The following is a 14,998-nucleotide window of genomic DNA, read 5'->3' on the forward strand; positions in this document are numbered from 1 at the left end:
TAAATAAAAAAAATAAGGAACTGAGTAGAAAAATTACCAATATTATGGGATTCAACACTGATATTTATGAAGGAGGTCCTGTAGAAAACGATAAAACTTTTATCATTGCGAAAAGCAATCCTGTTACGGAATACTATATTCCCATCAATGAAGAATTTTATATTACAGAAGATATCCAAAGTATTACAAGTTCTATATTGGAAGGAGCTTTAAGTATTAATGATATCAAAGTTTTCTCCGGATACTCAGGTTGGTCTGCTCTACAATTAGAAAATGAAATTTCTAGAAAAATGTGGACTGTAGTAGATGTGTACAATCTGGATTATACTTTACCAAATGACCAAAACCTTTGGAAAAAAATAATGCAAAATCTGGGAGGAGAATTTTTACTTTGGGCAAATTCTCCAGAGGATATAAGCATGAATTGAAAGTATAAAATATTTAAATTAAAAACCCTGTTATATTAATCACAGGGTTTTATAGATTTAATAGAAATTAATAATTGGCATTTTGTTGAATAGCAGGGTTTGTATCAATTGCAACCTGAGGTATTGGAAATTGCCATTTATGACTACTAGGAGCTAATTGCTGCACAACGGCAGGAACACCACCTCCATTAGATTCAGGACCGAAATTAGATCTTTGAACTGGCAATCCTAATCTCTTCAATGTAAAAAACCTATCCATTTCAAAGGCTAATTCTAATCTTCTTTCTAATTGTATAGCATCCCATAAAGCAGTGCCTGTTTCTGTCCCATTTACAAATCCAGAATACCTTTGAGCTCTTAAATTATTCAAAAGACTTAAAGCACCAGCTTCATTTCCTTTTTTATACATTGCCTCTGCTACATTTAAAAGAACTTCTGCAGTTCTAAGATATTTAATATCTACAACTTCAATTGGTTTACCTACAGCCTGTCTATATTTAATTACATTATTGAAAGTTTTACCAGAAAAAGCAGATGTATTAATATATGCAGTTTTTCTTATATCTGTACTTGAAAACTTATTATAAAAATCATAATCAACAACATATTCCGATTTAATCTGACCACTCACAGTTTGATTATAACAAGTTCCAGTCTTAACATTTTCAATATTTGAATTTAAAATTTTGAATAAAACTCCTTCAGTAGAAGAATCATCCCAAATCTTAGTAAAATTAGTGCGAGAACCAACATTAGGGCTTATTGCTAAACTTTTTTGCCCCCATACAATTGCATTATCATAATCTCCTTTATAGAGATATACTCTAGATAACATACCCTGAATGGCAGCTTTATTCAATCTACCAGAAGTTGTTTGTGTAATATTTGCTTCGGCGGAAGTAAGATCTGCTATAATTTTATCATAAACTTGAGATACATTTAAATTTCTTGATGTAACTAAAAAAGGATCAAACTTTTCAACATAAGCAATACCTATTGAAGTATTTGCATCAGCTGATTGAGTAGGAATTTTACAATATCTAATAACAATATCAAAATGCGCAATAGCTCTTATTGCTTTTGCTTCTGCTTCCAAACTATTTCTATTAGAACTCGCAGGAAGTTTATTTATTTGATCAAGAACCAAATTTGCTCTAGAAACTACATTGTATGCAGCACCATAAACAGAAGTGACAGGGCCTACATTAGCAGCAAAATCTAGAATATAAGCTTGATTATTCGATCTCCTTCCTAATGGATTTTGAATTAAATTATCAGTAACTAAGTCTGGGATTATATGTTGACTATTATCACCAGAATAATAACCTGCTATTTTGAAACCATCATAAGCAAAATCAACTCCCTTTCTAAAATCTGCCTCTGTATTAAAAGCCGTTTCTAATACTATTCTATCATTAGGTAAAGCGTCAAGTTCATCAGAACATGAATATGAAGCGACTGCTAATCCTAATAAGAGTATCGTTTTTATATTTACAATTTTCATATTATTTAAAGTTTAAAAGTTTGCTTGAATTCCAAATAAGAATGTTCTAACATTTGGATAATTATACAAGTTTATTGAACCTGGAATAAACGCACCAGTTGCAGCTACTTGAGTTTCGGAAGCCACTGCAACCTCTGGATCTCCAGTAAAATCAGTCCATAAAGCTAAATTTTGCCCTGAAACATATACTCGAAGGTTATTCAAGAATACATTATTCCCTAAAAATGCTTTATCAAAAGTATAACCTACATCTAAAGATCTAAATCTAATAAAATCCGTCTTTTCTAAAAATTGGTCTGTAAGTTCATATCCACCTGGCGTTGGTTTTGCTAAAACGCCTGTATCTCCAGGGTTTCTCCAAAAATTAGATGCTGCCGTACTTAAATTCGACGAATAAGATGCAGGGTCAACTAAATTCAATGCCATAATATTAAGGCTATAAGCTCCTGTTTGGAAACTAAAGTCTGCATTAATATCAAAACCTTTATATCTTAATGTAGTCCCAAAACCTCCATAAGAGCTAGGAAGCGTAGATTTTCCTTCTAAAAATTGTGCATCTCCTGAAGAATATACATTAGTTATAGATCCATCTAATTTATAATATAAAGCGTCTCCATTTGTTGGATCAACTCCAGCACTCCTAACCAATTTAAAAGTAGTTGGCTCTCTATCAATAGACATAAAAGTATATCCATCTAGGTTAAGTTGCGTATTATTATTATATAAAGATTTAACTCCATATTTAAGAAGTGAGATATTTCCTCTTAAAATCCAATCAAAATTTTCTGATTTAATTGCATTATAATTCATCTCTATCTCCATCCCTTTAATCTCTATATTACCTGCATTCTTTATACTAGAGTAAATATATCCTCCTCCCTCATAAGGTGTATTTGGGACTGCATAGATAAAGTCTTTTCTTTTATCCTTAAATACTTCGAAACTTCCTTTAAATCTGTTATTAAATAATGAAACATCAACTCCTAAATTCTGAGATAATACAGATTCCCATTTAATATCTGGATTACCTACTACACCTACTGGGCCAAATGTAGGATCTGTTCCATAATCTCCCGAAGTTCCAGCAATTAAATTTTGATAATCTAATAATGATGAAACGCTTCCTCTTTCACCTGCAGAATATCTAATTTTAAAATCATTAATGAAACTTAAATTATCCATAAACGTTTCATTTGCAAGATTCCATGCAGCTGAAGCTCCCCAAAAATTACCATACTTTTTATCAGTTCCTAATCTGGAATTTCCCGTTCTATTAAAAGATCCAGACAATAAATACTTATTAGAAAAATTATAATCTAATAATCCTATCATTGATACATATCTTGTAGAAGTAGTAGTTCCTGTTATAGCAAATGGAGTAGTTGCTGTGGTAATATCTGTTACATCTGGTGAAAGCATAACCCTTTTAGTAGCAGATAGGTTACCAAAATCCTCTTGACTATATTCTAAAATTGCAGAGGCATTAACTTTATGATTTCCAAACGTTTTTTTGTAATCTAATCTATTATTAAAGACATAAGTAAAAAAGTCACTTCTAATATCTCTAATTTGTCCATCAGGATATCCATATACTGTAGCAATATTAGAACCTTTTTTAACTACATATTTATTTTTTCTCAAATCATAATTAGCTCCAAACGAAGTTCTAAATTCTAATCCTTTTAAAAATTCATAACTCCCAAAAACCTGACCAGAAATTCTTGTTCGCCAATCTTTAGTTAGTTCTGAATTTCTATGATCTATTGGATTTATATTATTCGAAGTAGGATTGAAAGAGCCATTATCTAGATAAACTGTTTCATATGGATTTAAAGTATACATCGAATAAAACGGACTTAAAGCATTATATGAAAACCTTTGATCATTAGTCTTTGTATTTATTGCAGCAAAATCGAATCCCATTCTGATTTTATCCGTCACTTTCTGATCAAAATTAAATCTTGCATTATATCTTTTAAAACCATCTAAGTCTTGAAGAATTCCAGTATCTGTATCATGTCCAAAAGATGCAAAATAACTATTTGTTTCGCTTCCACCACGTACGGAGAAATTATAATATTGAATACTTGATTTTCTAAGAATATCTTTAGACCAATCATGGTTTTTAGAAATCAAATCTGCCATTTCATCAGAAGTATATGGACTACCTGGAATAACTCCAAGTGCAATCAATTCATTTTCGTAATTCAATTTTTGAGTTGCATCCATCATTGTGAAGTTTTTATCTTTTGGCTTTTCTGCAAAACCAAATCTTGTTTCAAAACTAAATGACGGTTTTCCACTTTTACCTCTTTTGGTAGTAATAATTATTACTCCATTGGCACCTCTTGCTCCATATTGAGCTGCTGAAGCTGCGTCTTTCAACTCCGTTACAGTTTCTATATCAGATGGTGGGATTGCATTAAACTGACGCTGAGTCATATAAATACCATCTACAATAAATAAAGGCTCAGAAGCCCCTAAAGTTGTTGATACATTAATAGCACCTCTAATTCTTAATGATCCCGGTTCTCCTGGTTTTCCTGAATTGGCAACAACTTGAAGGCCAGACATTTTTCCTTGTAATAAATTTGATACCGATGTACTAGAAGATGCCATTCTCGTTAACTCGTCACCCTTTACGACAGAAACAGATTGTGTAATTTCTTCTCTATTCTTCTTTTGATATCCAACAACAACAACCTCATCAATTGTCTTTGTTTTGATTGAATCATTTTGTGCCATTACTACTTGTCCTGTAAAAAACAAAACTCCCGCAGTAAGAACTTTTAATTTAACACTCATATTAACAATTTTAATATTTATTCTTTGCAAAAATGTCACTTTTATTTTGAAAAACCAATCATTTTTTGTAAAAAGTGACTAGTTCATTAATCCTATTGATTCTTTTTTATTTAATCAATATGATATTAAACGTTAAATTTTATAAAAAATTATAAAAATTTAACATAAAAAAATATTTTCTTTCCAACGATGAATCAGAAATTGTTGAAAACACAAGAAGTTATACGAGTTTAAATAAATTAAAAAAAATCCGACTCAGTTGTGAGACGGATTCCTTTCTGTCTTTCAAAATAATTTTAATTCACTTTAAATTTTCTATCTCTAATCAATTCAGTAATAGCAAGAATATCTTCACCTATTAAACGATCGTTTTCTAATTTTTTCACTTTTGAGCGTAGAATAGCGTAATTTTCTTCAATAATTTTTGTACATTTTGCTGGTCTCCTAAATTCTAAACCTTGTGCCGCAAACATCAATTCTATTGCTAAAATATTTTCCAAATTTCCAAGAACCTGATTGAATTTCCTCCCCGAAATACTTCCCATAGAAACATGATCTTCCTGTCCCAAACTTGTAGGGACTGAGTCTGCTGAAGCCGGAAAACAAAGCGTTTTATTTTCCGTAACCAAAGCAGCAGATGTATATTGCGGAATCATAAATCCCGAATTCAATCCTGAACTTTCTACTAATAATTTAGGCAAACCAAATTTTCCTTCCAATAAAAGATAGCTTCTTCTATCCGAAATATTTCCTATTTCTGCAGCAGCCAAAGTTGCATAATCCAATGGCAACGCTAATAATTGTCCATGAAAATTTCCTCCGGAAATAGACTCTTCATCACTCAAAACTATTGGATTGTCGGTTACGGAATTTAGTTCTGTTTCCGCCAGTTTTTTTAGATGCTCATACGCATTTCTACTTGCCCCATGAACCTGAGGAACACATCTCATGGAATACGGATCCTGAACTCGATCACAAAATTCATGGGACTTAAGATTGTTCGAATTTTTGAGAAATTTCCGCATTCTGTCCGCTACCTTTTTGCTTCCATCAAATGGGCGAATTTCGTGAAGGTCTTTTTTGAACGGACTGGCTGAACCACGATAGGCTTCAAGGCTCATTGCTGCAGCCAAATCTGCCAAGTCCAGTAAATATTCAAATCTTTCTAAACCTTTAATAGCATGAGCCAGAATAAACTGAGTTCCGTTTATTAATCCCAATCCTTCTTTGGGTCCTAACTTTAAAGGTTGAAGCTGGTGCTTCTTTAAAACTTTTTCGGTATCCGTTATTTCGTCATTTTCCCAAACTTTACCCAAACCAAGAAGCGGTAAAACCAAATGTGCAAGCGGAGCCAAATCTCCTGAAGCTCCTACCGAACCTTGCTCCGGAACTACAGGAATTATATCTTTTTCCAGCATTAAAAGAAGTCTTTCAATTACATCTAAAGAAACTCCCGAAAATCCACGCGAAAGTGCATGAACTTTAGTTATAATCATAATTTTAGACAACTCTTTACCAATAGGTTTTCCCACTCCAACTGCATGAGATATGATAAGATTATGCTGTAATTGTGCTGTTTCATCTTCAGAAATTTTCACATCACAAAGTGGTCCAAATCCTGTATTGATGCCATAAACAGTTTTATCAGATGCAACTATTCTTTTTACATTTTCCTGTGATTTCAGAATTTGTTGCTTTGCTTTTTTATCCAGTTTTGCCGCCTTTGGATTTTTTGAAATTTCTAAAACGTCTTGTATTGTGAAGTGATCAACACCGTAAATTTTCATTGAAATTATTTTGGCTAAAAATACATTTTTTTAAGATTCTAAAAAAATTAATTGATTGTCCATTATCTGTCTTAATGATCTTTTTATCGCAATAAGTGAAAACTCTTTTTCAAATTATTAAATACTTTTAATATTCTAAAAGACGTTTTAATCAGAAAAAAAACAAAATTCTCAATTATATATTCAAATTAAATTTTGAAATTACGGTAAAAAACACATCTATTTTATAGGATTTCATCCTATGCTTTGTTAAATCGCCACTTTGTGGCTCACCGTGAATGTAAGGATTAAATATCTTTACTTCTTTTCCATAGGAAACATTTTGATTATTTTTGTTCTATGAATTCTGAATTGGAACTTCAACTCAAAACTCTTCCTTCCGAACCGGGAGTGTATCGTTATTATGACAAAAACGGACAACTTCTGTATGTAGGAAAAGCCAAAAATCTAAAAAAAAGGGTTCTTTCTTATTTCAATAAAAATCTTTCCGGCTATAGAACTCGAATCATGGTCGGGAAAATCAACCGATTGGAAACCACCATTGTTCCAAGTGAATATGATGCGCTTTTATTGGAAAATAATCTGATCAAAGAACATCAACCCTTTTACAATGTAATGCTGAAAGATGACAAATCCTATCCATGGATTTGCATTAAAAATGAAAATTTTCCAAGAATTTTTTTAACCCGAAATTTAATAAAAGACGGTTCAGAATATTATGGCCCTTATGCAAAAGTGCGTCCTGCAAAGGTTTTGTTGGATACTATTAAACATATTTACAAATTAAGAACTTGTAATTTAAACCTCTCTCCGGAAAAAATCAACGAAGGAAAGTACAAAGTTTGTCTGGAATTCCACATCAAAAATTGTGAAGGTCCTTGTGAAGGTTTGGAAAGCAAAGAAGATTATGATGAAAAAGTAGATGCAATTCGTGGGATCATTAAAGGAGATTTCAAAAAAGCGAAAGAATATCTTACTCAGCAAATGATGAAATTCGCCACAAATCTACAATTCGAAAATGCACAAATGATAAAGGAAAGAATCGACATCCTTGAAGATTATCAGGCAAAACATACCGTTGTAAATCCCAATATTGATGATGTGGATGTTTTCGGAATGACGAGTGATGAGACGGCAGCTTATGTTAATTTTTTCAAAATCCGGAACGGAAATATTATTCAGAGTTTTACAACGGAAATAAAAAAAGTTTTGGAAGAAAGCGATGAAGAAATTCTGGAAGAAGCATTAATCGAAATTCGACAAAAATTCAGTTCGGATTCCAAAGAAATTTTACTTCCTTTTCATTTGACAGTCGAAATCCCGAACGTAAAACTCATTGTTCCGAAAGTTGGTGATAAAAAACGAATTGTAGAACTTTCCGAAAAAAATGCGAAAGAATATCGCCTCGAAAAACTGAAACAAGTTCAGATTGTAGATCCTGATCGTCATACCAACCGAATCATGGCAGAAATGCAAAAACTTTTGAGAATGCCTGTAGAACCGCGTCACATTGAAGGTTTTGATAATTCCAATATTCAGGGAACCAATCCTGTTTCGGCTTGTGTTGTTTTTAAAGATGGAAAACCGAGCAAATCCGATTACAGAATTTTTCATCCGAAAACTGTGGAAGGTCCGAACGATTTTGCAACAATGGAAGAAGTGATCTATCGCCGATATAAAAGAATGTTGGATGAAGGTGAAAGTTTACCCCAACTTATTTTGATTGATGGTGGAAAAGGTCAGCTTTCTTCTGCTATAAAAAGCATGAAACTTCTCGGATTGTACGGAAAAATTACCATTATCGGAATCGCAAAACGCTTGGAAGAAATTTATTTTCCGGAAGATTCCATTCCGTTGTATCTCGATAAAAAATCGGAAACTTTAAAAATTTTACAAAGAGTTCGGGATGAAGCGCATCGTTTCGGAGTGAAACATCATAGAACAAGGCGCAAAAATTCAACCATCCAATCCGAATTGGAAGAAATTCCGGGAGTGGGTACTAAATCTATCGAACTTCTTCTAAGCAAACTAAAATCCGTAAAAAGAATCAAAGAAGCAAATATCGAAACCTTAGAAGAAATCCTCGGAAAAAGTAAAGCAAAAGTGGTTTGGGAATTTTTTAATTCTAATTAATTTTTAGTAAAAACTTCCTTTCTGAAAGTTCCGTCAGAATTGGGTATTTCAATAACGATATTTCCATTTTCGAGATAGCCTAAAGTCATGGAACTATTTGCTAACACAACTCTGAAAACATCTTCTTTTGTTGTTTTACTGAAAGTAGCAATCGGAACAGAACTACTGGAAGTAATCAGAATAAATTGTCCGTTTCCGATATTTACTTTTTGGTAATTGGTATTTCCTTTAGTATATATTTCTACGGTTTGAGATTCTTTTTTAGTTTCAGTTTTTACTTCTGTTGAAGGATTTTTTGCAACTTCTGTATTTTCTACAACTACATTCTCAGATTGAGCAACAATAGAAGAATTGGGATTGGAAACCGGAATTTTCATCAATGCTTTTTGCAATGCATCCGGAAAACCTTTATCAAATTCTTTTTCCATGGAAGCCTCTTTCAGTTCCGAAATCATTTTGTCTTTACAATCTTTCAACTGAAGTGTTACCTTGTTTCTCAACATATTACTGCTATTAAGAACATCTGCATGCAAAATACTACACGAATTTATAGTTGAAGACCAGCTGTCTTGGTTTCCGTCCAATATTTTATATTTTTTAGCCTTGAGATTCTGAATCAATAGCTGATTCAGGTTATATTGATTTTCTTTAAAATCTTTAAATTTTTTGGGAACTAAAATGTATTCATAATCCGAAACCGCTTGCCCGAATGAAAATAGCGGCAGTACTAAAACAAATAGTAGACTTAAATTTTTCATAAGTATAAATTTGACCAAATTTAAGTTAATTTCTAAAATCTCCCATATCCAATTTCAAAGAAAAGAAATTGGAATAGAAATTCGAGCCTCCAATTCCGGAATTAGTGATAGCGTAATCCAATGTTAAGCCTTTATATTTAATTCCGATTCCACCACTTGGTTGAAAGGAAACTTTCCTTTTTAGATCTTCAATATCCGTAATTGTCTGAAAACGATTAACACCCAATCGAACAAAAATCATGTTTTGAAATTTCAGTTCAGCACCAGCATAAGGCGTAATACTGGCAAAGTCTGTGGAAATAAGTGCAGCAGTTTTTGCAAAATCTACATTTATTCCTGCTTCTGGAAGTAGTTCTAAATCCCGATTGATTTCAAAATTTTTGCTCATTCCTATATTCAATTTTGGCATTGTAAGTTCCATTTTATCGGCAGGAGCCGGATTGAACTCTTCTCCCTGAACTACAGCAGAAAGCTCATTCTGATTAATTGTCCAAAAATTTACGGTAGTAGTAGCATCACGAAGCATCGCTCCATAGCTCCATCCTGTTTCTGAATGATAGATCGCTCCAATATCAAAACCAAAACCATATCCGCTTGCAAATTTTCCTACATTACGATATACCACTTTTGCATTGACTCCAACATCCAATTTGTAATTTCCACCCGGATGAAAAGCATAAGAAATAATTCCCGCATAATCGGCTTGGGAAAATTTGGTTATTTTATCGTAATCAATATTTCCTTCAGAATCGATCAATTGGGTAGTGTTGAGAATATTATCAATTCCGAGTCGTACAATGGAAATTCCCAAAACTCCACCTTTATTATCCAAAGGTTTTGCGAAAGCAATGTAGTCGTATTTGGCAATGGATTCAAAATATTCAGCATGCATTGCCGCTCCTTGCCAATCTCTGTCTACTCCCAACAATCCGGCAGGATTCCACATTGGAGCATAGACGTCGTTTTGGTTGGAAATAACAGCTCCTCCCATTGCTAATCCTCTTGCACCAGCGCCAATATTCAGAAACTCATTAGAATATTTCCGAACAATCTGAGCCTGAAAAAAATTAAAACCCAGAATCAAAAGAAATAATATATTTTTTTTCATTTAAATTTGTTCAGTTTACTATTTTTTACGTGCTTTTATAATACCATTTATAATTATGGAAAAAATCATCATCAAAGAAGCTCCATAAAAAACCGGATTCATATGTTCTGACGCTCCAAAGATAAAAAAAGCCAGAATAATTCCATATATAGGCTCCAAATTAACAGTGAGAATCAATGTAAAAGGAGAAATATACTTCATTAATTTTACAGATTCCAACATTGGATACGCTGTAAATATACTTGCTAATAAAGTAATTAACGCTAAATCCCTGTAACTTATTTCACCTATCTGAAAAATTTGTCCCGAAATTGTATAAAATATGAATAAAGCTAGCCATCCACAAAAAATTTCATAAAAAATGATGTTTCCTGAAGATGTCTTGCCAAACATCTTGCCATTCAGTACAGAAAATATCGTCCCAAAAAGTGCACATAGAATTCCAAAAAAAATACCTTCTTTATAATAATATTCGGTTTTAAAAATCAGGGACATACAAAATACAATTACAATTCCCATTACTACTTCAGAAATATCTATTTTTCGTTTAAAGATTATGGGTTCCAGAATGGATGCAAAAAGAGTAGATAAAGAAAGACAGCTTAATGCAATGGAAACATTGGAAACCTTGATAGAATAAAAAAAGCAAAACCAATGAAAAGCCATAAAAACACCTATCACAGCCAGTCGAAAAAATGTTTTTCCGGAAATTCTTAAACTTTCTTTTTTAACGAATTGATTAAAAATATACAAAAAAATAGCAGCAAACAACATCCTGTAGAAAACCAGGATTTGTGCATTCGCATGGATCAGTTTTCCCAAAATAGCTGTAAAGCCCCATAAAAAAACAATAAAATGCAAGCGGAAGATAGCTGAATTTTGCATATAAAATTTGATTTACAAAACTACAATCTATTTGGCAAAAGTCCTAAAAAAGGTTATTTTTGCCCTCAAAAAAAATAGATGGAATTTTTAGACGTTTTTCTTTCAGCTGATGCATGGATTGCACTTTTGACACTTACATTTTTGGAGATTGTTTTAGGAATTGATAATATAGTTTTTATTTCTATCGTTTCCTCAAAATTAGACGCAAAAGATCAACCAAAGGCCAGAAATATTGGTTTACTTTTAGCTATGGCATTCCGTATTGCTTTGCTTTTTGGAATAAAATGGGTACTTTCTCTTAATGATGAATTATTTGGATTGCATTTTTCTTGGTTTCATGGAAGTGTTACAGGACAAAGTCTTATTATCTTTTTTGGTGGTTTGTTTCTTCTATACAAATCGGTTTCGGAAATCCACCATAAACTTGAAGGTGAGGAAGAATTAAAAGCCAACAAAATGAAAAAACCGTCTGTTGGATCCGCTATTACTCAGATAGCTGCATTAAATCTTGTATTCTCTTTCGACAGTATTCTTACAGCGGTTGGTTTAGTAAGTTTTAAAGAATTTGGTACTGGCGCATTAGCAATCATGATTGCTGCGGTTGTTATTTCAATTATTATTATGATGGTATTTGCAGGTCCGGTTTCCAATTTTGTAAATAAACATCCTACTATCCAGATTTTAGGACTTTCTTTCTTGATTTTGATTGGTGTAATGCTGTTAGCAGAAGCCTCTCATTTAGGTCATTTCAGCTTGTTTGGACAAGAAGTGGGTGTGATTCCTAAAGGATATCTTTATTTTGCTATTTTCTTTTCTTTGGCTGTAGAGTTTATCAATATGAAACTTCGTAAAAATTCTAAGAAGCCTGTTGAGCTTCATAATAGTGAAAGTATTGAAAAACTTTAGTTTAAAAATATAAAACCCGACACATAAGTTGGGTTTCTTTTTTTAAATAAAAACCCCGAAAATTTCTTCAATTTTCGGAGTTCTTAAATAATAAACTATTAAAAAAATAAACTAGGAACTGATTTAATCAAATATAATTCTATAAGTAGTTTATTAATGAAACGTAAAATTAAATAAAATATTTGCGTTTTTATAAAAAATAAATGTTAAAAAAATTATAATTAAATTTCTCGAAAAATAAATTCTTTATTATGCTTACTGATCTTTCGACAATCCTAAAAATTATTATCTTTAGAAAATAAACTTTACAAATCAATTATGAATTTAGAATTCAACAAACGAGAAGATCAAAATAAATTAAAACTGGCTGAAATAAACCGTCTACTGGGAGAAATAAAAAAAGGAGGGGGAGAAAAGAGGCTTCAAAAGCTGCGTGATGAAGGAAAAATGACGGCAAGAGAAAGAATTGAATATCTTCTTGATAAAAATTCAGAATCCATAGAAATTGGTGCATTTGCAGGTTTTGAGATGTATAAGGAACACGGTGGCTGTCCAAGTGGTGGCGTTGTTGTGATGATTGGTTATGTTTCCGGAAGGCAATGTATTGTTGTTGCAAATGATGCTTCTGTAAAAGCCGGAGCTTGGTTTCCAATTACAGGAAAGAAAAATCTGAGAGCTCAGGAAATAGCGATGGAAAATAAACTTCCTATTATTTATCTTGTTGATTCTGCTGGAGTTTATTTACCAATGCAGGACGAAATTTTCCCTGATAAAGAACATTTTGGAAGAATTTTTAGAAATAATGCTAAAATGAGTTCAATGGGAATCATACAGATTTCTGCTGTAATGGGAAGTTGTGTTGCAGGTGGAGCTTATCTTCCAATAATGAGTGACGAGGCCATGATTGTAGATAAAACAGGTTCTATTTTCCTTGCAGGAAGCTACCTTGTAAAAGCCGCAATTGGAGAAAGTATAGATAATGAAACTTTAGGTGGAGCAACCACACACTGCTCCATTTCCGGAGTTACAGATTATAAAGCAAAAGATGATAAAGATGCTTTAGATAGAATTAAAAATATTATGAAATCTATCGGAAGTACCGAAAAAGCAGGATTTGACAGAATTGAAAGTTTTCCACCAAAAGAAAACCCAGAAAATATCTTCGGAATCATACCTGTTTCAAGAGCTGAACAATATGATACTTATGAAATCATCAAATGTTTGGTAGATAATTCAGAATACGAAGAATACAAGCCGGATTATGGTAAAAGCATTATCTGTGCAACAGCAAGAATTGATGGCTGGTCTGTCGGAATTGTAGCCAACCAGAGAAAAATGGTAAAAAGTGGAAAGGGTGAAATGCAATTTGGTGGGGTAATATATTCTGATTCAGCAGATAAGGCAACCCGATTTATTGCTAATTGCAATCAAAGAAAAATTCCTTTAGTTTTCTTACAAGACGTTACCGGTTTTATGGTAGGTTCAAAATCTGAACATGGCGGAATCATCAAAGATGGAGCAAAAATGGTGAATGCTGTTTCCAATTCTGTCGTTCCAAAATTTACCATCATTACAGGAAATTCTTACGGAGCAGGAAATTATGCAATGTGTGGAAAAGCATATGATCCGAGGCTGATTGTAGCATGGCCTTGGGCCGATTTAGCGGTAATGGGAGGAGCACAAGCTGCAAAAGTTTTGGCTCAAATACAAGAATCTACACTCAAAAAACAAGGAAAAGAAATTTCTGAAGAAGAACATAATGAGATTTTAGATACAATTTCTAAAAAATATCAAAAACAAACTGAAGCTACCTATTCTGCTGCTAGATTATGGACAGATGCTATTATTAATCCTATAGATACCAGAAAATGGATTTCTATGGGTATTGAGGCAGCAAATCATTCTCCAATTACTGAAAAGTTTAATCTGGGGATAATTCAAGTTTAGGAAAACTATTAAAAAACATAAATAATGAAAAAACAATTAATCTTAGGAACTTTACTGAGTTCCTCATTAGTCTTTTCCCAATGTATAATAAACGGAAAGCCTTCCATAAAAATAAATGAAGAGGAAATATATGCTATTGCACCAGAAATAGCCCAATGCAATGAGTGTCATTTATGGAGCAGCATCGGAGAAAATAATATAATACAGAGCAATAATAAACTGAATTCTATAAAACTGAAGGCAAATTCAGGCGGACGTCAGATACTATCTTTAACTGTTCTGACATCACAAGGTATAATACAATGTAGTAAAAATATTGAAGTTCTCGACAATAGTAGTATAAGTCCTTCTTCATCTGCTACAATTTCCGATACAAAAGTGAGTAAATGTGGTATTGAAGTTAGTAATTATACCGAAGCAAAACATTCTGATAACATCGTAAGTTTTTTTCCAAATGTTTCAAATAATACTTATAAATATATTTGGACTGTTACCTATACTAATGGAAACATAATGAAATCTAACGAAAGCATACCGCAATTTCCATTCATAAAAGAAAATGCCATAAATTCAGTAAAATTACAAGTGCAAACTCAAAGTTGTCTTAAAGAACTTTCAAAAAAATATGATATAGGATACTGGTCATCTTTCTGATCGCTCTCAAATTATAAAACATTATAGGTAAATGAGTTTATCAATACATAAACTTTCTTTTTTTTCATTTTTTATCCGTACCA

11 protein-coding genes are annotated in these 14,998 nt (G+C 32.4%); 5 read left to right on the forward strand and 6 right to left on the reverse strand.

What is annotated here, in order from left to right; translation table 11 throughout:
- The coding region (locus AC2A1C_RS14835; RefSeq protein ID WP_484026668.1) for a YqgE/AlgH family protein at window positions 1–428 on the forward strand (428 nt) is incomplete at its 5' end.
- A 67-nt stretch (window positions 429–495) separates the two neighbouring features.
- Here the strand turns inward: AC2A1C_RS14835 and AC2A1C_RS14840 are convergent.
- From AC2A1C_RS14840 to hutH, 3 genes are all read right to left on the reverse strand, one after another.
- Entirely contained in the window at window positions 496–1,932 is a 1,437-nt protein-coding gene (locus tag AC2A1C_RS14840) for a RagB/SusD family nutrient uptake outer membrane protein (protein WP_484026669.1), read from the reverse strand.
- A 12-nt stretch (window positions 1,933–1,944) separates the two neighbouring features.
- On the reverse strand, window positions 1,945–4,737 hold the full coding sequence (locus tag AC2A1C_RS14845) for a SusC/RagA family TonB-linked outer membrane protein (protein WP_484026671.1): 2,793 nt from the start codon (window positions 4,735–4,737) through the stop codon (window positions 1,945–1,947).
- Between the two features lie 296 nt (window positions 4,738–5,033).
- Window positions 5,034–6,524: a histidine ammonia-lyase gene (gene hutH / locus AC2A1C_RS14850; protein ID WP_484026672.1), complete on the reverse strand. Its 1,491-nt coding sequence runs from the start codon at window positions 6,522–6,524 to the stop codon at window positions 5,034–5,036.
- A 339-nt stretch (window positions 6,525–6,863) separates the two neighbouring features.
- Here hutH and uvrC point away from each other — a divergent pair, with 339 nt between their 5' ends.
- Window positions 6,864–8,657 carry an excinuclease ABC subunit UvrC gene (uvrC, locus tag AC2A1C_RS14855; RefSeq protein WP_484026673.1) on the forward strand — a complete coding sequence of 598 codons (1,794 nt, stop codon included), beginning with the start codon at window positions 6,864–6,866 and terminating at the stop codon, window positions 8,655–8,657.
- Here the strand turns inward: uvrC and AC2A1C_RS14860 are convergent.
- Genes AC2A1C_RS14860 through AC2A1C_RS14870 form a run of 3 tightly spaced genes read right to left on the reverse strand, consistent with a single transcriptional unit; the run spans window position 8,654 to window position 11,408 of the window.
- Window positions 8,654–9,415: a hypothetical protein gene (locus AC2A1C_RS14860; protein WP_484026674.1), complete on the reverse strand. Its 762-nt coding sequence runs from the start codon at window positions 9,413–9,415 to the stop codon at window positions 8,654–8,656. The genes uvrC and AC2A1C_RS14860 overlap by 4 nt on opposite strands.
- Before the next feature lie 25 nt (window positions 9,416–9,440).
- A complete protein-coding gene (locus AC2A1C_RS14865; protein ID WP_484026676.1) occupies window positions 9,441–10,523 on the reverse strand; it encodes a putative type IX sorting system protein PorV2 in 1,083 nt (360 codons plus the stop codon).
- 18 nt (window positions 10,524–10,541) lie between these two features.
- The gene (locus AC2A1C_RS14870; protein ID WP_484026677.1) at window positions 10,542–11,408 is read right to left on the reverse strand and encodes a DMT family transporter; all 867 of its coding nucleotides are present in this window, start codon (window positions 11,406–11,408) and stop codon (window positions 10,542–10,544) included.
- Window positions 11,409–11,486: 78 nt separating this feature from the next.
- Here AC2A1C_RS14870 and AC2A1C_RS14875 point away from each other — a divergent pair, with 78 nt between their 5' ends.
- The 3 genes from AC2A1C_RS14875 to AC2A1C_RS14885 all read left to right on the forward strand — a co-directional run bounded on the left by AC2A1C_RS14875 (window position 11,487) and on the right by AC2A1C_RS14885 (window position 14,915).
- Entirely contained in the window at window positions 11,487–12,314 is an 828-nt protein-coding gene (locus tag AC2A1C_RS14875; RefSeq protein WP_484026678.1) for a TerC family protein, read from the forward strand.
- A gap of 318 nt (window positions 12,315–12,632) precedes the next feature.
- Complete coding sequence (locus AC2A1C_RS14880) at window positions 12,633–14,261, forward strand: acyl-CoA carboxylase subunit beta (protein ID WP_484026679.1); 1,629 nt, start codon at window positions 12,633–12,635, stop codon at window positions 14,259–14,261.
- Between the two features lie 24 nt (window positions 14,262–14,285).
- Complete coding sequence (locus AC2A1C_RS14885; RefSeq protein ID WP_484026680.1) at window positions 14,286–14,915, forward strand: hypothetical protein; 630 nt, start codon at window positions 14,286–14,288, stop codon at window positions 14,913–14,915.
- Window positions 14,916–14,998: the final 83 nt, after the last annotated feature.

Source organism: Chryseobacterium sp. HNCC26DJ241, from assembly GCF_057180505.1.